This is a genomic window from Clostridium sp. AUH-JLR23 (genome assembly GCF_964238065.1).
Classification (GTDB): domain Bacteria; phylum Bacillota_I; class Bacilli_A; order Erysipelotrichales; family Coprobacillaceae; genus Allocoprobacillus; species Allocoprobacillus merdigallinarum.
Window position 1 is genome coordinate 1 of sequence record NZ_CAXSKY010000026.1, and the last position, 20,764, is coordinate 20,764.

Annotated in this window: 21 protein-coding genes; 4 read left to right on the forward strand and 17 right to left on the reverse strand. The window is 30.8% G+C overall.

The window, feature by feature from the left end; all coding sequences use genetic code 11:
* Positions 1–109: 109 nt before the first annotated feature.
* Genes rpsR through rpsF form a run of 3 tightly spaced genes read right to left on the reverse strand, consistent with a single transcriptional unit; the run spans position 110 to position 1,109 of the window.
* Complete coding sequence (gene rpsR / locus ACESR5_RS11225; protein WP_087244237.1) at positions 110–337, reverse strand: 30S ribosomal protein S18; 228 nt, start codon at positions 335–337, stop codon at positions 110–112.
* A gap of 14 nt (positions 338–351) precedes the next feature.
* Positions 352–807: a single-stranded DNA-binding protein gene (gene ssb, locus ACESR5_RS11230; RefSeq protein WP_087244236.1), complete on the reverse strand. Its 456-nt coding sequence runs from the start codon at positions 805–807 to the stop codon at positions 352–354.
* A gap of 14 nt (positions 808–821) precedes the next feature.
* Positions 822–1,109, reverse strand: coding sequence for a 30S ribosomal protein S6 (gene rpsF / locus ACESR5_RS11235; RefSeq protein ID WP_087244235.1), 288 nt, complete (start codon positions 1,107–1,109; stop codon positions 822–824).
* Between the two features lie 285 nt (positions 1,110–1,394).
* Here rpsF and ACESR5_RS11240 point away from each other — a divergent pair, with 285 nt between their 5' ends.
* Together ACESR5_RS11240 and ACESR5_RS11245 are read left to right on the forward strand one after the other, a co-directional pair.
* On the forward strand, positions 1,395–2,000 hold the full coding sequence (locus ACESR5_RS11240) for an N-acetylmuramoyl-L-alanine amidase family protein (RefSeq protein ID WP_373155799.1): 606 nt from the start codon (positions 1,395–1,397) through the stop codon (positions 1,998–2,000).
* 14 nt (positions 2,001–2,014) lie between these two features.
* The gene (locus tag ACESR5_RS11245) at positions 2,015–2,710 is read left to right on the forward strand and encodes an MmcQ/YjbR family DNA-binding protein (RefSeq protein ID WP_373155802.1); all 696 of its coding nucleotides are present in this window, start codon (positions 2,015–2,017) and stop codon (positions 2,708–2,710) included.
* A 30-nt stretch (positions 2,711–2,740) separates the two neighbouring features.
* Here the strand turns inward: ACESR5_RS11245 and ACESR5_RS11250 are convergent, their stop codons facing one another.
* The 12 genes from ACESR5_RS11250 to ychF all read right to left on the reverse strand — a co-directional run bounded on the left by ACESR5_RS11250 (position 2,741) and on the right by ychF (position 18,075).
* Positions 2,741–3,868 carry a glycoside hydrolase family 10 protein gene (locus ACESR5_RS11250; protein WP_373155804.1) on the reverse strand — a complete coding sequence of 376 codons (1,128 nt, stop codon included), beginning with the start codon at positions 3,866–3,868 and terminating at the stop codon, positions 2,741–2,743.
* Between the two features lie 31 nt (positions 3,869–3,899).
* Positions 3,900–4,535, reverse strand: coding sequence for a 2-C-methyl-D-erythritol 4-phosphate cytidylyltransferase (ispD, locus tag ACESR5_RS11255; protein ID WP_373155807.1), 636 nt, complete (start codon positions 4,533–4,535; stop codon positions 3,900–3,902).
* Positions 4,536–4,609: 74 nt separating this feature from the next.
* Positions 4,610–6,817, reverse strand: a complete 2,208-nt coding sequence (locus tag ACESR5_RS11260; RefSeq protein ID WP_373155810.1) for a glycoside hydrolase family 3 N-terminal domain-containing protein — start codon at positions 6,815–6,817, stop codon at positions 4,610–4,612.
* Positions 6,818–6,837: 20 nt separating this feature from the next.
* On the reverse strand, positions 6,838–7,599 hold the full coding sequence (locus tag ACESR5_RS11265; RefSeq protein ID WP_087244231.1) for a MurR/RpiR family transcriptional regulator: 762 nt from the start codon (positions 7,597–7,599) through the stop codon (positions 6,838–6,840).
* Between the two features lie 39 nt (positions 7,600–7,638).
* Positions 7,639–10,284 (reverse strand): glycoside hydrolase family 38 C-terminal domain-containing protein, encoded by a 2,646-nt coding sequence (locus tag ACESR5_RS11270; RefSeq protein ID WP_373155813.1) that lies wholly within the window; start codon positions 10,282–10,284, stop codon positions 7,639–7,641.
* The gene (locus ACESR5_RS11275) at positions 10,277–11,617 is read right to left on the reverse strand and encodes a PTS sugar transporter subunit IIC (protein WP_373155815.1); all 1,341 of its coding nucleotides are present in this window, start codon (positions 11,615–11,617) and stop codon (positions 10,277–10,279) included. Before ACESR5_RS11275 ends, ACESR5_RS11270 begins: the two co-directional genes overlap by 8 nt.
* 112 nt (positions 11,618–11,729) lie before the next feature.
* The gene (locus ACESR5_RS11280; RefSeq protein ID WP_373155818.1) at positions 11,730–12,992 is read right to left on the reverse strand and encodes a glycoside hydrolase family 125 protein; all 1,263 of its coding nucleotides are present in this window, start codon (positions 12,990–12,992) and stop codon (positions 11,730–11,732) included.
* Between the two features lie 62 nt (positions 12,993–13,054).
* On the reverse strand, positions 13,055–13,474 hold the full coding sequence (locus ACESR5_RS11285; protein ID WP_373155821.1) for a GNAT family N-acetyltransferase: 420 nt from the start codon (positions 13,472–13,474) through the stop codon (positions 13,055–13,057).
* Positions 13,475–13,489: 15 nt separating this feature from the next.
* On the reverse strand, positions 13,490–13,912 hold the full coding sequence (locus ACESR5_RS11290) for a DUF3788 domain-containing protein (protein WP_373155824.1): 423 nt from the start codon (positions 13,910–13,912) through the stop codon (positions 13,490–13,492).
* A 124-nt stretch (positions 13,913–14,036) separates the two neighbouring features.
* Positions 14,037–16,037, reverse strand: coding sequence for an AAA family ATPase (locus ACESR5_RS11295; RefSeq protein WP_373155826.1), 2,001 nt, complete (start codon positions 16,035–16,037; stop codon positions 14,037–14,039).
* A gap of 209 nt (positions 16,038–16,246) precedes the next feature.
* Positions 16,247–16,975, reverse strand: a complete 729-nt coding sequence (gene srtB / locus ACESR5_RS11300; protein ID WP_087936098.1) for a class B sortase — start codon at positions 16,973–16,975, stop codon at positions 16,247–16,249.
* Positions 16,975–18,075 carry a redox-regulated ATPase YchF gene (ychF, locus tag ACESR5_RS11305; RefSeq protein WP_087297939.1) on the reverse strand — a complete coding sequence of 367 codons (1,101 nt, stop codon included), beginning with the start codon at positions 18,073–18,075 and terminating at the stop codon, positions 16,975–16,977. The genes srtB and ychF overlap by 1 nt, the downstream gene beginning before the upstream one ends.
* A 125-nt stretch (positions 18,076–18,200) precedes the next feature.
* Here ychF and ACESR5_RS11310 point away from each other — a divergent pair, with 125 nt between their 5' ends.
* On the forward strand, positions 18,201–18,521 hold the full coding sequence (locus tag ACESR5_RS11310; RefSeq protein ID WP_087244223.1) for a putative heavy metal-binding protein: 321 nt from the start codon (positions 18,201–18,203) through the stop codon (positions 18,519–18,521).
* 160 nt (positions 18,522–18,681) lie between these two features.
* Here the strand turns inward: ACESR5_RS11310 and ACESR5_RS11315 are convergent, their stop codons facing one another.
* Both ACESR5_RS11315 and ACESR5_RS11320 read right to left on the reverse strand, forming a co-directional pair.
* Positions 18,682–19,125 (reverse strand): Hsp20/alpha crystallin family protein, encoded by a 444-nt coding sequence (locus ACESR5_RS11315; protein WP_087246041.1) that lies wholly within the window; start codon positions 19,123–19,125, stop codon positions 18,682–18,684.
* A gap of 215 nt (positions 19,126–19,340) precedes the next feature.
* On the reverse strand, positions 19,341–20,027 hold the full coding sequence (locus ACESR5_RS11320) for a hypothetical protein (protein WP_373155830.1): 687 nt from the start codon (positions 20,025–20,027) through the stop codon (positions 19,341–19,343).
* A 208-nt stretch (positions 20,028–20,235) separates the two neighbouring features.
* On the opposite strand from ACESR5_RS11320, the gene ACESR5_RS11325 reads away from it, so the two are divergent.
* Positions 20,236–20,718, forward strand: a complete 483-nt coding sequence (locus ACESR5_RS11325; RefSeq protein ID WP_373155833.1) for a phosphatase PAP2 family protein — start codon at positions 20,236–20,238, stop codon at positions 20,716–20,718.
* Positions 20,719–20,764 lie beyond the last annotated feature (46 nt).

Sequence of the window (20,764 nt, forward strand, 5' to 3'; positions counted from 1 at the left end):
TAGTGGTTGGTAGTACGAAACCTCCACAGTGGACTTTCACCACCAAGTTTTATGCCATGCGTGGCACACGCAAAAAAACCTTGATTAAATCAAGGTTTTTTAATATTTATTATTCACCAACGTATGGTAATAAAGCCATTTGTCTAGCACGTTTAATCGCAACTGCTAATTGTCTTTGATATTTAGCACTTGTTCCAGTTACACGTCTAGGAATGATTTTACCGTTAGCAGAAACAAATCTTTTTAATAATTCAACATCTTTGTAATCGATGTAATCAATCTTGTTTTTTGTAAAATAGCAAACTTTTTTTCTTGGTCTTTGTCTTTTGAATGCCATAAACCTTTTCCTCCTTAAAATTGAATATCATCTTCCATGATATCAAATGAATCAAAAGAATTATCAAAATCCTTTTCTAATTCTACTGTTTTCATATCATAGAAGTTATCTTGTGATACTTGTGGTTGTTGTTGCTGTGCTCTTTCTCTAGCAGCTCTTGTTTCTAAGAACTGTACACTATCACAAACAACTTCAACAACATACACTTTTTGTCCCTGAGCATTATCATAGCTACGTGAACGAAGTCTTCCTTCGACACCTACCAATGAACCTTTTGAACAATATCTTTCTACATTTTCAGCAACTTTATTCCAAACAACACAATTGATATAATCAGCCTGTTGTCCATCTGCTGAATTATAGTTACGATTTAATGCTAAAGTAAAGCTTGTAACTGCAGCACCACTATTTGTTCTTCTTAACTCAGGATCTCTCGTCATTCTTCCAACTAATACAACACGATTAATCATCAGAATTCACCTTCTTATTTAGATCTTCTAAGAGTCATATGACGGATAACGTTTGCATTGATACGTGAAATACGTTCAAATTCAGAAATATTTTCAGGAGTAGTTGTTGTATCTACGACAACATAATATCCTTTTTTGTAATCCTGAATTTCATAAGCAAAATCACGTAATCCCCATTCGTTGACATTATCTACAGTTCCTTCACCATTTGTTAAAATGTTTTTGAAGTTTTCGATTAATGCATTTCTTGTTTCTTCTTCAACATCAGGTTTTACAATAAACATGATTTCGTATTTATTCATCTTTTTACCTCCTCCTATGGTCTAATGGTCTATATTAAAAATATAGACAGGCAGTAAATTTATTACATGCTCACGTAATATACCACATATACGCCCTTTTGTCAATCCAGACATATATAAAAACCTCATAAAATCAATACTTTTTACAATACAATAATCATTTGATATTCTCAAATCAACAATCATGATATAATAGATGATAACCACATCAATTTATAAAATATTAAGAAATTATTTATACATTTTCAATGCTATCATGACATAATGTAAAAGCGAGGTGATCTTATGGCAAAGAAAAAAAGAATCAATAAAAAGCCTATGATTTATATGCTTGTGATTTTACTGATCATTGGCATAGGAACAATTTATCTGTCTTCACGTCATCATAATGATATTGAAGAATATCAGGTTGATGGCTTATCTATACAACATCAGTTTTTAACTGTCAATCCTTATTCACGTAGTGGAAAAACATTACGAAGAGTCAATGGTATTGTGATTCACTATACTGCCAATCCTGGTTCCACTGCTCAAAATAACAGAGATTATTTTGAAAATCTGAAAATAACCAGAACGACTTCTGTATCTAGCCATTTTATCATTGGATTAGAAGGAGAAATCATTCAATGTATTCCTTTGAATGAAGTCGCTTATGCTTCTAACAATCGTAATAAAGATACCATTTCTATTGAATGCTGCCATCCTGATGAAAGCGGACAGTTTAATGATGCAACTTACCAGTCATTACAAAAACTCGTGCGCGCTTTAATGGACTCCTATCACTTACAAAGTCAAGATGTGATTAGACATTATGATATTACTGGTAAAATCTGTCCGAAATATTTTGTTGATCATGAAGACCAATGGCAAGAATTCTTAAATTCTCTATAATGAGGTGATTCATCTTGAGTTTAGAACAAGATATATTTCAAAGAACAAAAATTGATTTTAATAAACTGATAGCCTATGGCTTTCAAAAAGAATGTCATCAATATGTTTATATTCAAAATATTTTAGATAATAGCTTTCAAGTAGTCATTACTATCAATACTGATGAAGATATTCATGGAAAAATGATTGATTTAGCTTTTCATGAAGAATATATCAATTTTCGTATCAAAGCGCAAACTGGTGAATTTATCACAAAAATACGTCAAGAATATGAAAAGATTTTAAATGATATCAAAGACAAATGTACTACACCGCAATATTTTATATATCCTCAAGCCAATAGAATCGCTGATTACATAATAAAAACATATCATGATTATCCTGATTTTCCATGGACGAGCGATCCTCACTATGGCGTTTTTAGACATCACAACAACCAAAAATGGTATGCTTTAATGATGAACATCAATAAAAATAAAATCACTTCTGAAAACGGGGATGTAGAAATCATCAATTTAAAATTAAAAGAAGAACATATTTTACAATTACTTCAAGAAAATGGTTTTTATAAAGCTTATCATATGAATAAAAAGAAATGGATTTCTATCATCTTAGATGAAACATTATCTGATGAAGATATTTTCAAATATATAGATGAAAGTTATCAATTGACACAAACAATCCATACAAAAAAGGATGTCATCCAATAGACTATATAAGTCGATTGGTCGCATCCTTTTTTATGCATGTTGCCTTAATAATTCATTTAATTCCTGTATTGATGATTCTTTCAGGAATGAATCATATCGAAATAAACTAAAACCTTTATATCCATTTTCATATAAAATTTGAACTTGTGAAGCAATATTACGAGAGTTTTCCTGCCATCCATAATCCTCATCAACAGCCCCGCCAGCACGATAAAGCGCTAATCCAGCATATAATATAACACTTTGATGTCTTGGTATTTTCGCAAACTGCTCACATCGATCAGTAAACATTGTTGTCTTTTTATTTTCACCATACTGATCACTCCAATATATCTGAGGCATTAAATAATCAATATAGCCTTCTTCCCCTAACCATGTATCAATATCAGCCCCATCATTTAAACAATTTTCATAATTGCCTTGAGGACTGATGCCAAATACAACATTTTCATCAGTCTCTTTAATTGTCTGATAAACATCCTGTATGAGCATATTAACATAATCCATACGTTGATTGGCCGTTGTGCCATCATGTGTTCCTGATACATAAAAATAATCATCAAAATGTATACCATCAACATCATAGTTTTCCACAACTTCTTTCACTCCATCAACAATATAATCTCTCACTGACTGACTGGCAGGATTTAAAATATATTGATATGTGGCATAACCAATTGTCTGAGTTGCATCTTCCAACCAGTCACGGTGCGGTGAATGATTTAAAAATTGTTCAAAGCTTGCTTGATTTAAAGAGACTCTATAGGGATTAATCCATGCTTCAATGGACATACCTTGTTGATGAGCAATGTCAATCATCACTTCTAATGGATCAAATGATAATGATTCCTGATGTGTAATCACTCTTGAAAGAGGAAACAAATCTGATGCATATAAAGCATCACTAAAAGCACGTACCTGAACAATAACAGTATTGATTTTATAATCTTTTATATTTTCAATAGCTTGTGAAAAATCTTCTTCAAAGCTTTCCTTTGATTCATAAGAAAACTGTTCTAAATCTCCATACGCAAACCAGACAGCTCTTTTGTCAAAAGAAGATAATGAACATGGTGGATGTGGCATAAAGAAGTAAATAGTCAAACAGATACATAATAATATTATAATAACAAGTAAACTGTGTTTTTTCTTTTTCAAAAGACCACCCCATTGATTATATTCAGAAGTTTTATTTTAAATCCTCTTTTGTTGTAATTTTTTTATTTTCATAATCCCCTAAAACAAAATAAACTTTTTCATCAGTAAAATGTTCTACCATTTGAGCATCATCAGTAGCCAAATAGTGCTGTTGTATCGCTTTTGTGTAAGCATCTAAAATCAGTTTGGTATGAAAAGCCTGTGGTGTCTGTGCCTGCATCAATTCTTGTCGATTAAGTGTTTCTTCGACAACACCATCAATCACTCTTTTAATTGTATCTTTACAAGGTACCATTAATAAACATGCTGGATGTTCTTCTAGACATGTTAACAGATCATCAACCTGTTGTTCTTTTAAATAAGGTCTGGCTCCATCATGAATCAAAACATTTTCATATGTCACATGTTGTAAACCTGCAAATACACTATCCTGTCTTTCTTTTCCCCCATCAACAAACTCTATGCGTTCATCACTTAATAATTGTTGAAATTCTTTTCTTTCTTCAGGTCTTGTCACAACAATAATCTGTTGACAGCGTGTATCGTTGATAAAAGTTTCTAAAGTCATTTCATAGACTGTCTTACCACGAAATGAATATAACATTTTATTATAATTCAATCCTGTTCTTTTCCCCTGTCCAGCACATAAAATAATGACACTATACATTGTTCTTCCTCTTTTCTCTCTATAAACTGCATTTATCATACCATATTTACCCTAATTTATCAAAAAAAGCCACCTTAGCAGCTTTCTTCAATACAGACACTATATTCCTTATAATTTTGTGAATCTTGACCGACACAAACAGCCAAACGTCCTGTTTCTACAATATGTTCCATATCTATATTCCATATTGCCAGATCATCATAACTCAATGTGATACTGACTGTCTGAACAGCATGATGAGGAACATATACTTTATGGAATCCTTTTAATTCCAGCACTCTAGAAACAATGCTTGATTGTAAATGCTTGATATAAATCTGAACCACATCTTCTCCATCTCTTTGACCTGTATTATGGACATCTAAAGTAATAGTGAGTCCTTTTTCTTTTAATTCCTGAATGGAAATCTTTTGAGGTAAAGATATATTTTGATATTCAAATGTTGTATAACTCAGTCCATAACCAAATGGAAGCAATGGACCAGATGGTAAATCTATATAATCTTTTTGTGCTCCGTTATGCTTATGATTATAATAACATGGTAATGCCCCTACATGACGTGGAATAGAAACACTCAAATGTCCACTAGGATTGTAATCTCCAAATAGCACATCAGCGATTCCATCTCCACCTCTTGAACCAGGATAAAAACTAGCCACAACCGCTTGAGAATAACGCATGACATCATTGATCACATGAACTCTTCCTTGAATCAAGACTGTGACAATATTTGGATTCACGCGATGAATCTCTTTTAATAATTGATTTTGATATCCTTCTAATTCAAGACTTGCTAAATCAATATTTTCTCCACAATTCATTTCATTTTCATCTTGAATTCTTAATGCGCCATTATTTTCAAAAGCGTTTTGATATAAACGCGTACTATTACCACCTAAAACCAAAACAACAACATCTGCCTCTTTTGCAATCTTTAATGTTTCATCCAAATTTTCAAATTGTTTCTTTCTTGTAGTACATCCTAATGCATAGCTAACTTGTGAAGCTTTTTTACAGATTCCCTGATAGACAGTCACAATATCTTGCGGATTTTGATAAGCCGTATAATCGCCCAATTGATGGAGATAATGATGGGCATTAGGTCCAATCACAGCAATTTTTTGTGTATTCTTTAATGGTAAAATATGATTATCATTTTTTAATAACACTTGACATTCTCTTGCACTTTGCAACAATAATTCATCACATTGAGGCAATGGTATATTTTGTGAAGGTTCAAAAAGACCTAACTTTTCTTTGAGTCTTAAAATTCTTTCAACCGCTATATCTAATTCTTCTTCAGTGACATAACCTTGTTTAACAGCTTCATCAAGTTTGGTATAAACCTGATCCCATAAACTCAAGTCAACACCTGCTTTTAAAGCCAGACTTCCCATTTGTAAAGGATTGTCATTTAATAATAACAGTCTATCTAAAGCACATCCATCAGCCATGACAATGCCATCAAAACCATACTCTTTTCTTAAAATATGATGAAGAAGATTTTTGTGAATATGACAGGGAATTCCATCTATTTCATTATAAGCTGCCATAACAGCTCTTGCACCTGCTTTGACTGCTGCCTTGACTGGTGGCAAATGAATATCTCTTAATTCTCTTGGACCAATCTTAGCTGCATCCGAATTATGTCCACCTTCACAGGCTCCTTGAGCACATAAATGTTTGACAACAACGCTGACTCCGTTTTGATCTTTTTCAAATCCCTGCACAGCACTTTGAATCATTTGTGAAGTCAGATACGCATCCTCACTAAAACATTCTTCACTTCTTCCCCAACGTGGATCTCTTAATACATCAAAACCAGTAAATAAAGCAAGATTTCCACCTTTGGCGGCTAATTCCTGACTGACATTCTGTGCAATTTTTTCCATCAACAAAGGATTCCAGGTCATCCCCATCGCTAATTGTGTAGGATAGACAGGACTTTGTAATGCCATATGACCATGAACACATTCTTCTGTAATCAAGGCGGGTATTTGAAAACGCGAATGTTTCTTGATATAATCCTGAATCATTTGAATAACCTGATAACTTTCTTGGCGTGTAATCCCATTATGTTCATCAATCTGTGACCAGGCATCAGCTCTCATAATTCCATAAATCGCACCAACGCCTCCATATTCTTTAACGTGTTTTTTAAATAAATCTGTTAATTCATAATGGTCTCCTACCTTCTGATAACATTGCCAACCATATAAATGCTGGTTTAATTGACCAACTTTTTCCTTTAAAGTCATTTGTTTAATTATATTTTCTACCATTTTCTTTCCTCATTTTTTATTTATAAATATTTTTTACTATATAAATGTTGATTCACTAATTCTCTAAGTAAATATTCAATAGCCAAATGCATATGTAAACGTGAATCAATATCATATCCTTCATCTTTTGATACTGATACATTCACAGTATAATCAGATAGTTTTGACATCGTTGAATTTATTTTTTCTGAAATTAATAATATTTGACATCCATTCATTTTAGCAGTTTTCATAACGTCAATAATATCTTTTGTTTCCCCACCACGTGAAATCACAATGACAAAATCTTCAGAAGTTAAATGATTCGCTTCTAAATATAAAAACCAATTATCATCTGGATATATTGTTCTGATTCCAAATAAACTCAGTTTTACTGCCAATATCTTCGCAACATATTTATTCATCCCAGAGGAACAAACAAGAACATTTTTAGCCTGTACTATACTTTCAATAGCTTTTCCAATATCTAAATGTCTTAACATAGACATTGTATCTTTGATTTCCTTTTCAATAGTATCACAAACATTATCACATCTAGATGTATATTCATATTCATCTCTACGATGGTATAAAAGATCATAGCGAAAATCCATAAATGTTTTATAATTTAATTTTTTCACCATTCTAAAAATAGTTGTTGTGGATACATTTAAAGCCTCAGATAATGAAGATATTGTTAAATTTGGCTGTAAATCCTGAAAACTCAAAAGTTTATGAAAACATTCCACTTCTAGTTCAGTTAAATGATTTCCATATTCTTGAAAATTTTTAATGAGACTCATAAACAATCAATCCTTTCATATGAAAATAGAGTAGAAAATCTACTCTATTATAACAGTTACAAAAGTATTTGACATCATGCTTTTGATATAAATTTTTCCATCTTGATTTTCAAGTTCTTCTTGTTTTTCTTCTAATGCATCCCCAAGATAACATTTTTTATCTGCTGGAACATATAAAACAACATTTTCAATATCTTCATCACGATTATTAAGAATACGGATGACTGACGCTTGACCACATTCAGCTTTCTTATAAGCCATCAGTTCAACTCTTGTATCTAATTTTATATCTTCATATTGCCATTTTAATCCTTTATTTTTTTGACGGCTAATATCATTAAGATAACGTGTTTGAACTGGTGTATTTAATATTTCAGCTGTACGAACCAAATCAGACATTTGTTGACTTTCACCAAAGAAAAGTGAGTATTGACTCGTTACTTTTTTATCCAACAATTGTGAAGATGGCGTATCCATACGATATCCCGATGATCTTCCTGGTCTGATCAGTAAATCAGCTTTTCCAAATTTTCCAACGCTTCTTAAAAGTGTTAAACAAATTCTTTGATCATTTTCTACTTCATATTCAAGAGGTCCTTGGCTTAATAATGACATGATAGCATTTTGATGATTTAATTTCACAAAGCGTTGCATCGCATAGATAGGTAAAACATATTCTGTTGCCCCATTTTCTATTCCTTTTTGATTTGTAATCACATTATCTCTGATAATAGTTCCAAGTTGATCTTGACTACAGTTTTGTTTAGAAGTATAGATATCATCAAAAGCAACTCTGACAATATGATCACAAGAATGATTTTCAATAGTTGTTTCAAAATCAACTGTCTGACTATGAGCCTTTAAAGAAACATCAGTGATAATACGTAATGGTTTTGTTTCTTGACTACGATGATGGTCCACCACTTTTGATGGCACAGTTGTATCAAAAGTGATACGATATTTGACTTCAATGGATGATGATTCTACCAATTCTATAGTTGGTTTCACATCATTAATTCTGATTTCTTGATCATCAATACATGGTGAATAATTATATTCATCACCATCATCACCTTTTTCAAGTAATGTATGAAGATGATGATAAGTTTCACCTGTCAGTTTATTTGTGACTGTTAAAGTGCCATCTTCTTCAATCACTACTGATAAATATTTATTTTGTGCTCCATGATTCATCACACTCACATCTCCTTGTAGAGATGTAGATGTTTTTTCTTTGAAGCAAACTTTTAAGATTTCATAACCCATTGGTGGTAAAAATGAAGTGTCAATTTTGAATTGAACTTTAAATTTCGTACCCTCTAATACTTCTCCTGAGTCATGGAAGTTTTCCATACCATTATAGTATTCAATATCATGACATGTCTCTTTTGTTTCATTCATGAATTGATAAGGAACAATTGTCCCATCATGACGTTTTAATACAAAATCTTTATCTTTGACAATCATGCTTACAAAGGCAAAATCTTGTCTTTGATACGGTAAAGTATTAAATAATACCAAAATATCTTCCTGATCATTTAATTCACTTAAATCCACTGTTTCGGCTAAAAATCTAAAATTCATCCAAATCAGTTCATTCAAACCATGTCGTAAATTTAATAAACGATTTTCTACCGTATGATTGATACTATCTGGCGAAGAGCTATATATAGAATCATGGAACTGATTTTTAAAGATAATCTTCCAGAAATAATTGATTAATTCCTGATCACAGTGACCCCCAAGTGAACGTGTCATACTGACCATTGGTTCTACAACTTTTGCCATGATTGTTTCATAATAACGCATCGCATTTTTTATATCTATACGTGTAGACGTAATGCCTGCATGAATACGTCCTAAAGTTGCACTTCTTGCTTCACCTTTATAGACTTTTAATTCATGATGATTTTGCTTAGCAGCTTTTAAAATATTTTTAAGATATTCTTCAGGGTTTGTCATCTGACATTGATATCCATCTTTTTGTAAACGATTGATCATTTGAGAAGAATGGCGTCTAGGGAAAGCATAATCGCTTCCTAACATAAATAATATTTCGCCATCCTGATAACGTTCTTTAAGTTTTGGAATAAAATTTTCCATATCCTTTTTAACATCTTCATAATCTTCTGGGAAACCACGATAATGTCCATATCCTAAAGCAAAATGAATAGCCGGTAAAACTGTATTGCCATTTCCTTCCCATAAAAACAATGAATCTTCTAAACAATCATAATCAAATCCACGCCATGCATAAACACCTTTCATACCAATTTGTTTAAATAGATAAGGCGTAATTTTATTTTGACCAAATGCATCTGGAACCCATCCAACTTGGAGGCAATGTCCAAATGACTGTGCATATTGAGATCCTATAATTAAATTTCTAAGTAATGCTTCTCCTGATGGAATAATCATATCTGGTTGCACATACCATGGACCTATAAATAATTTTCGAGCTTTGACTAATCTTGCAATACGCTCTTTTTGAAATGGTTTAATACTTAAATAATCTTCTAAAGCAGCAGTTTGTCCATCGAATGTAAAATATTTCATTTGTGGATCGTTTTCTAACATATCAATTAAACGATCAAAGAAATAACAAAGTTTAATACGTGAAGCATCTGTTGAACGTAACCATTCTCTATCCCAATGAACATGAGGAATAAAATGAATATTACTCAAGAACAACACCTTCATTCTGGGCTTCAATACTATTTTGTTTAATTTGTAATTTAACAAATGGATAATATAAGATTAAATCAATAATAAACAATACAACACATAAGATAACAGGACTGATTGTAAATGCACCTAATACCCATGCATTAACAAAGATAGGTTCTACACCTGAATTTAAGACTACTAAATGGTTAACCCAACCCCAAGAAGTCGCAAAATAACCAATAATTGCATTAATAACAGGAACAAAAACAAATGGTAAGAACATAATTGGGTTTAATACAATTGGTAAACCAAAAGTGACTGGTTCATTGATACCAAATAATCCTGGAATAATTGCAACTTTACCAATAGATCTTTCAGCAGAACCTTTTTTACCTAAAATAAGTAATAAAACAACAAGTGCTAATGTCGAACCAGATCCTCCAATCATGGCATAAACATTACATAATGTATTTGGAGCAACTTGTGTAATTCCATCAAATGAACCTGTTTCCACATACATTTGAATGTGTTCATAGAAAATTGGCATCCATAAAACTGAGATTAATCCCCACATAATTGAGAATCCGTGAACACCAAAGAACCATAATAATTGCATAATAATGATAACTAAAATAACTGCTGGTAATCCTGTACCAATACCATTTAATGGTGAAATAATAAATTCAGTAATTAATGCCTGTAATGAAGCATACCCGCAAAGCACAACAACTTCTTTAATAACTGAGAAAATAACCATAATGACAAAAAATGGAATAATTGATAAAAATGAATTTAATACCATTGGTGGAACTTGTCCTGGTAATTTAATTGTATATTTAGAATTAACTAAATGATAGTATAAGAATGATGAAGCTAAACCAATAATCATCCCTGTAAACATACCTTCATAATTGAAGAAATTAATTTGGAATGCTGTAATTGTTGAATCACCAACATCAATAGCATTTGGAATTGTTGCGATATAAGCAATAAGTGAAACAATACAAGCTACTAATGGAACACATTTATCACCTGTTTTATTTGCTCTTAACTGATTAGAATAATTGTAAGATGAAGCTAATACAACAACTAAACCAGTCATACCCATAGCAACTGTATTAATATTTGCGAAAGCATTAATAATACTTCCTAAGATTCCATCTAAAGGAATTCCCCATTCACCAAACCAATAATTAGCTTGTTGACTCACTAAACCTGCAAGAGATCCAACAACAGTAAATGGACTCGTTAAGATACATGCGTCTTTAATCGCATTTAATAACTTGTTTGAAGTGACCTTATCAGAAAGTGGCATAAGATACTTCTCTAAAAATGACATAATTAATTTCATATTTTTTCCTCCTCAACAACAATAAGTATACAGAAAGCACTTTCAAATAGAAATTACAAAACCTGTAATATTTTTACAGATTTCCACAAAAAAAATAAGAGGTTGTTACCTCTTAGAAATAGACTTTCATAATCAGTTCAGCAAACAATGAATTAGCCCAACAAAACCATGGTCTTGTGTATTGACTATCATCACTGACATCAAAACTTTCATGACAATATCCTGTATCATCTGTATTATTCACAATCATATCAATAAGTGTTTGAATTTCTTGTTGATTGGTAGATGTTAAAGCTTGCATTGTCAATGCAATTGGCCAAATATAGTTTTCCCATGTATGTGGAGAACCAATGCCTTTGGCTTTTTTTCCTGCATAATAATATGGATTATCTTCACTTAAAATAAAACGTCTTGTATTTTGATAGATAGGGTCATCTTCATGACAATATTCTAAATATGGTAAAGATAATAAGCTTGGTACATTAGCATCATCCATTAAAATATGATTTCCATATCCATCTGTTTCATAGGCATAAATTTTGCCATATTTTGGATGAAGATATGTTCCAAATAATTCAATACCATAATCAATCTGGAACTTCAAATCAATAATACGTTCTACAAGACGTTCATCGTGATAAAGATCACGTACAATCTCTACTAAATAAGATAAAATAACACTACAAAACATATTTCCTGGAATATTGTAATTCAAAGCACAGGCATCATCACTAGGTCGAAAAGCACTCCATACCATTCCTGTATATCTTGTATCAAATCCATGTCCATGATTTTGTAATGTCTCTGTTTTTCTTAAATTCCATACTTTCGCCATATCTCTTTCAAAAGTATAAGAAGATTTCTGACTATGATACTGTTCAGTTTCAAAAACATCTAAAATCGTATGAATAAAATAAAGATACTGTTTATCAAAAATAGTTGTATCATTTGTTTCTTTGTAATATTGATAAGCGAGTTTGACTGGATAACATAATGAATCAAGTTCAAACTTTCTTTCCCAGACATATGGTTTCATAATTGTTGTATCATGATATTCTCTTGGAACATCTTCCGTATTTAAAAAAGCATTAGCATATGGATCCAATAAAACATATTCTATTTGTGAGCGAATTAATCCTTTGATTTTATTTTGTAGATCCTGATCATCTTTCATTAATTTTAAATAATGATTCACCTGACAACTTGAATCACGTAACCACATAGCATTAATATCTCCCGTAATAATATAAGTCTTATCTCCTTCAACTTTTAAACTTGTTTCTAAAGTTGACATAAAACATTTTTTAAACATTTCTCTTAATTTCTGATCTTTGATCACATCATCAGCTTTTTGCATTATTTCTGTTCTATTCATACTATCCCTCCTCCTATTCATTTTATATAAAAGATAGTCTCTTTTCCATTTCTAAATATGTATTATTTTTTCTTTATAAACATCTGCATACCATGTCCTGATAAATCATTAGGCAATAATGAAAAACCTAAACTTTCATAAAAACTCTCTTTTCCTTTTGCGGCAATCAATTGAAGAGAACAGCGTTCACCTTTTTTTAAATGGGATTGGACATATTGAATCATACGTTGAATAATTTTTGTCCCTATTCCCTGATGCTGATAGTCTGGGAGAACTGCCACATCACAAATCAGATAATAAATGCCGTCACCTATTAATCTTCCCATTGCAATAGAATGTTCATGATCTTTAACAACAATACTATAAACTGTCATATCTAAAGCCTGTTGTAATTGATGATCAGTCAACATTCTCCATTGTACACCTTCTCTTATCTTTTTAATATCTTCAATATTTAATGTATTTTCTTCATAAATGAACATTTTTATTTATACCTCTTACTTTCCACAAACTTTTATATTGATGATTTTTTTAATATCTTCATATTGTTTATTATCATCTTCTAAATCAATCATTAACCATTTTTGTCCATTTCCCTCTTGTGTATTTGCATAAATATTTTGTATGTTATTGTGTAATGTTGGTAATATTTGTTCAAAACTGTCTTTCTCTTTCTTTCCAATAACAACCATAACAGTAAAATAATTCTCTCTAGGATAAATCGTACATAATGTTTTTTGACTTTTTTTCATTTTGATATTCCAGCCATACTCCCAGCTACATTTACTAAATTCATATTTTGGTGTGATAAGGTATTGATCTATCATATATTGATAAAACAAGTTCCATAATGGATTATGAATATATTGACTTATATCTTGCTGTGTTGGCATGGATTGACTATCTTTTCTATCTAACATAATCTTCCTCTTTTCTTTTCCATATCATTACCATACCACATCAAATGATAAATGAAAACATTCATCAAAATAAAAGAATCTACAAAAAAGTGCTATTTTTATCAATAGCACTCAGTATCTATCATTATCTATTTTTAGAAACAAGATATTTTTTCATCTGTTTTAATAATGTTCTTGCTCCTTGATTGACATCATAATCTTTTAAAATATCTTCCATCATACTCTCGGTAAGTGGGATTGGTGTCTGATTTTTTAAAATTTGTTGTAGATGTTTTTTTTGTAATGTTTGATATTCAATAATTTCATCAATACGATTTAAGAATTCTTTTGAAAAATAAGACTCTAAATGTTGATATGAAGGAAGTTTCTTTTTAAAACCAACAATAGATTGATTTTGTTTTGTGACATTAGAAGTCATGATAATAATGGTATCTTTAAATGATATGATATGATGATGATTATCTTTTAATACACCTTCATCAAAGACTTGTAAAAATAAATGCATAACTTGTGGATTGGCTTTTTCTATTTCATCTAATAATAAAATACTGTCAGGATATAAAATCATATCATGAAATAAAGTCGATTGCTGGTCATAACCAACATATCCTGGCGATGAACCAATAATCTTATTGACACTCGTTGTATCACTATATTCAGACATATCTAATTTAATAAAATGTTTATGCATGGTTTCTGCTAAAAATTTGGCTGTTTCTGTTTTTCCAATGCCACTGCTCCCTGTCAGCAGATAAACACCTTTTGGTCTATGAGGATGGGGAAACTGTGATAAGGACTCTAAAGATTCAATAAGTTGATGTATAGCTCTCTGTTGTCCAATAATATGATGATTTAATGAAGTCTCAATATCCTGATAAGAATGATTTTGAAGACTTGCTCCTGAAATTTCTTCAATAACCTTTTCAATATGTTGTGACTGTAAAGTCTGATCTTGTTGGAAAGTTGCTTTGACACATGATAAATCTAAAACATCTAGAGCTTTATCAGGAAAAACACGTGATAATAAATATTGATCACAAAGACTAATAATTTCGTCAATACGTTCATCAGGTATATCAATATGATGATAATTTTCATACTGTTGTTTTAAACCTAAAAGAATATCTTTTGTTTCTTCTTTTGTATTCTCGTTTATTTTGAGTATGGAAAAACGTCTGTTCATAGCTTGATCTTTTTCAAAATATTTATAATATTCTTCGATAGTCGTTGCCCCAATCAGAGTTAAATCTTTTCTAGCTAGAAAAGGCTTTAAAATATTAGAAGCATCAATAGCTCCTTCTGCTCCTCCTGCACCAATTAAATTATGAATTTCATCAATAAATAAAATAGCATCTTTAGCTTGAATCACTTTATCAATAATCTTCTTAAACTTTTCTTCAAATTCTCCTCTATATTTTGTCCCTGCAACAATACTCGACAAACTGAGTTCATAAATAACTTTGTTTTGTAATAGCTTTGGAACTTCCTTGTAATTGATTTTATAAGCTAATTTTTCAACAAGCGCCGTTTTACCCACACCAGCTTTTCCAATCAATAAAACATTATTTTTTTCTTTTTTACATAATGTTAAAAAAAGTTGTTCTAATTCCTGATCTCTCCCTATCATCAATCTATTTTCTTTTTTTACTAATTCATTAAAATTAACAAGTTCATGAATTTTATCTAATTCATAGAGTAATGATCTGGTTTGACTTAGTTCTTCTTTAATCTGATCAAAAGAAACATGATATTTATTTAATAATTCAACAGCAACACTTTCCTTTTGTGAAAGTAAAGCTAAGCACAATATATTTAAACTGACTTTTGACTCTTTTCTTTCACGTGTGATATTGATAGCTTCTTCTAATATCTTTTTGACAATATCACTATATTCCATATAAAAAGGTTGAATATCCTTTTCACCAAACAACCTTACAATATCTTTATATATGACTTCATCATCAACATGGTAAGATTTTAACATCTTTGTCATAAGTATATCTTTCATCTTTAATAATGATAATAAAAGATGTTCACTTCCTACATGACTATGTCCTAAATCAAACGCAATACTTTCAGCTATGACAATTGCTTTTTGTGCCTGTTCATGAAATTGTGTAAGCATACTACACCTCTTTTCCTTTCTATCATATGAACTCTATTTGAAATTATTAACGTTTTCTTTATATTTAATCAATTTATTATTTTGCATTATTTTCCAAAAATAATGCATACCCTTTCTATGACTGTCATGTGATGAAAATGACTCTTTTTATAGATGTCTTTTATAAAAAAAGAATTATAACCATTTGTCTTGATTATAATTCTTCATAACTATTCACTTTTTACTTTTTCTCTTAACTGTCCATAAACAACATATCTATTTTCAGTCCCTGAATAACAAGTGCTTAACATAATCATATTCACCTGTTCATCACTTACGTTTTGATAAACAGAAGCTTCACTTTTAACCTGATTCATATAAGAATCATAATCTATACCTTTTTGATACAGATCACTTGTTGCGGCAATAACTGTAGAAGCTACAGCCTGGTAAACATAAACACTTCCATCAGGCAAATAGATATAAATATCTTGATGTTCATTAAAATAATCTTTTTCAACAAAATATCTCAAATCATGAAAACGTGAACCATTTTTCATATTATGACCATATATGATGGTATTATCATCACTAAAATCTCTAGAATTGATTTCATCAATAAATACATTTCCTGCTGTATTAGATTTCATATATAAATCTGTATATAAATAAGTATTATTGTTTTCACCTTTTAATATAGGTTCATCAATTTTTGTATCAGGAATATATAACCATCCAATCACATCAGAATTAATATTTTGTAGTTCTTCAAAATTAACAACACGTTTTAATGGATCTTCTTTTTCTTCTTCTGGTTCTTCTACATATTGAGTCACTAATTCTGCACTTTCTTTTTCAATTGTATAATAATTATAAAAGATTTTTCCTAATTGAAAAGCTGAAAATAGAAAAACACAAATACATATAAAAAGTAATATTCTTCTGATTATTTTGTTCATTATACATTAAATTTGAAGAACATAATATCTCCATCATGTCCTACATATTGTTTTCCTTCCTGACGAATTTTTCCAGCTTCTCTTAAAGCATGTTCACTGCCATATTCCATTAAATCATCATAGCTATATGTTTCTGCTTTAATAAATCCTTTTTGGAAATCAGTATGAATAATTCCTGCCATTTCTGGAGCTAACATTCCTTTTTTAAATGTCCATGCTCTAACTTCATCAGCTCCAACAGTAAAGAAAGTATTTAAACCTAATAAAGCATAAGCTTCTTTAATTAATTTATCTAAACCACTTTCATCAATACCTAAATCATCTAAGAACATTTGTTTTTCTTCTTTATCAAGTCCGACAAGTTCACTTTCAATTTTGGCACAGATAGGAACAACATCACAATTTTCTTTGGTTGCATAATCCTTTAATGCAACATAATATGGATTACTTTCAGGATTTTCTAAATCTTCTTCACCAAGATTAGCCACATAAATTAATGGTTTCATTGTTAATAATGTGTATTGTTTGACAATATCCATATCTTCTTTTGAAAAAGTCATCACTCTTGCTGGTTTTCCTGCTTCTAAAGTTTCTTTTAATGGCGTTAAAACATCCATTTCAGCTTTGGCTTCCTTATCACCTGATTTTGCTTTTTTTTCAATTTTTCCAATACGTTTTTCAACTGTTTCTAAATCTGCAAAAATCAATTCTAAATTGATTGTTTCAACATCTCTTACAGGATCAACATCTCCATCAACATGTGTAATGTCTTTATCTCTAAAACAACGAACAACTTCACAAATCGCATCTGTTTCACGAATATTTGCTAAAAACTTGTTTCCTAGTCCTTCTCCACGACTTGCCCCTTTAACAAGACCTGCTATATCAGTAAATTCAAAAGTCGTTGGAATTGTTTTTTTAGGATTAAAAATCTTTGTTAATTCATCTAATCGATAGTCAGGGACTTCTACCACTCCCACATTTGGATCAATTGTTGCAAATGGGTAGTTGGCAGCTTCGACCTGTGCATTTGTAATTGCATTAAATAATGTTGACTTACCTACATTAGGAAGTCCTACAATACCGGCTGTTAATGCCATTTTTTCATCACTCCTTAACTCCATTCCATTTTAGCGAAAAATAATCAAAAAGGCAATCTTATTAACTGTAAAATACACATCTTTTCCAAACAAATATGATATTTTAAAAGTAAGGAGGCGATTATATGATTTTAACAACAACACCTTCTGTTGAAGGAAAAGAAATTATTGAATACAAAGGTATTGTTTTTGGTGAGGTTATTTCTGGTATTAACTTTATAAAAGACTTTACTGCAGGATTATCTAATTTTTTTGGTGGAAGATCTGCCACATATGAAAATGAATTGTTAGAAGCTAGAGAAAATGCATTAAAAGAGTTAGAAGAACGTGCTTATCAAAAAGGTGCAAATGCTATTGTAGGAATTGATGTTGATTATGAAGTTTTAGGTGCTGATAATGGTATGTTAATGGTGACTGTATCTGGCACAGCGGTAGTTGTACAATAAAAAAAAGTGGTTAACCCACTTGGTTATCAGTATAAAGAATGTTATTGTGGAGAGAAAACCTGATAACTGCCCTTAATATATGCTCTTTTTCATGAGCTTACTATCATTTTATATAAAATTTTGTTTAAGAATATGTAAAGCAGGGTTGTTTTAACCCTGCTTATTCAATCGTAATTGTATTGTTGTTTTCGATGACTTTCATATCCTGTTTTGGAATTGAAATTCTTAAAACACCATCTTCAAATTTTGCTTTAATATCACTCTGTGGAACACTTTCTCCTACATAGAAGCTTCGACTCATGCTTCCTGCATATCTTTCCTGTCGGATATATTGTCCTTCTTTATTCTTCTCATCTTTATTTAAGCTCTTTTTAGCTGAAATTGTCAAATATCCATTGTCAAATGACAATTCCACATCTTCTTTCTTGAAGCCTGGAAGATCCACATCCAATTCATATGTTCCTTCTGTTTCTCTTACATCTGTCTTCATCACATTTCTTGAATGTTTTCCATACAATGGATTTTTCTTTCCAAAGAATTCCTTGTCAAAATCATCAAACCAGTCATCAAATAAACTTTCTCCAAAAATACTAGGCATTAACATATATATCACCTCTTATGAATAATTCTAAGCATTGTTAGAGAATGAACAATGTTTGATATGAGAAGTAAGGAATGCCTTTTCTATTCTCTTTCCTTATTTCTGATATTATTATATACCCATCATTTAGCACTGTCAATACCGGAGTGCTAAAAACATTTTTTTAATTTTAAACAGCCACTTATCATACTCTATCAAATCATATCAAAGATATATTTTTATATAATATGATCAACATGTCGCAAAAGATAGGCATCCATGTCATCAAACCCTATCATACTTCGACGAAGTGTTATTTTTTTATTTTTTATATAAATCACAATCTTAACACATTCTTGCCATCCATATACATTTTTTACCTTTCTTTCAACTCTTGTTATTTCTGTTACAGGAAATGTATAGCTTGTCCCTATGACTGGTCTCATCGTTATATCATCTCCCTTAGCAATCATCTGGAATCTACATATAGAAATTCCCCACAAGATAAAGGGACTTACAAAAATGATGGCACCCATACTCAAAGCAAATAAAAACATTGAACTCACAACATCTAACACAGCAATAAACACTATTGGAAAAATCATTGACAAAAAAATAACAGCTATAAAGATAAGATCGTTTTTAGCCCAATAAACTTCCGTTTTCAGTCCAAGCTCTGCTTCAAACATAACTTTATTATCATTATCAAAGAACAATATCTTGATATCATGATCCTTACCATATTGCGTTGCCTGATAAATCAAATGAATTCTGTCCTGATCCGTTATTTCTCCTTGATGTTTAATCCAACAGATTGAATCAACCCATGCATAAAAATCATTGAAACAAACTTCACCATCAAATCTTGCTATATTGCCATTATCCTCTTCAATTTGTATATAACTTTTCGTTCCTGTTATTTTCATTATATCTTATCTCCATCAATCATACTCTATTCACATTATATCAATTTCAAATAATCCCATCAATGACACAGTCCTACACCATTTTCTATTTATTCGTCAGTGCATTTTGTATAATCTACAAACATCACTGCACTTATCTTTTAAAATTTTTATTTTATTTGTTTTCATCACATATTTTCGATATAATGGTAAAGAAAGGGTGAGAGCTTTGGAATGTTTTTATCAGTCCATGTTAGCGTATATAAGACAACGTCCTCGTTTAGAAAAAATCATTATTTTTTTAACACAATATTGTCCTTATGTAACGTTTATCTTATATCCATGTGTCTTGATTTATTTATGGTATATTCATAGTCCTTATTTGATAGATGCCATTCTAAGACCATGTATAGCTTTTGTGATTGTGACGGTTTTTAGAAAAATAGTGAATCGTCCCCGTCCCTATGATCATATGAATATTCAACCCTTAAGAGGTCATAAACATGGCGAATCTTTTCCAAGTCGTCATACTGTTAGTGCCTGTATTATTGCTTTTGTATGTTTTTATGCTCATTTTTATATTGGCGTTTTTGCATGTATCATTGCATTGATTGTCAGTTTAACACGTATTTTAAGTGGGGTTCATCATATAAGTGATGTTTTTGTAGCAATTATCATTGCAATTCTGTGTTTTATAATTGACTTTCATTAAAAATAATTTATACTATACTTAAAATATTTTAAGTATTTATGAGGAG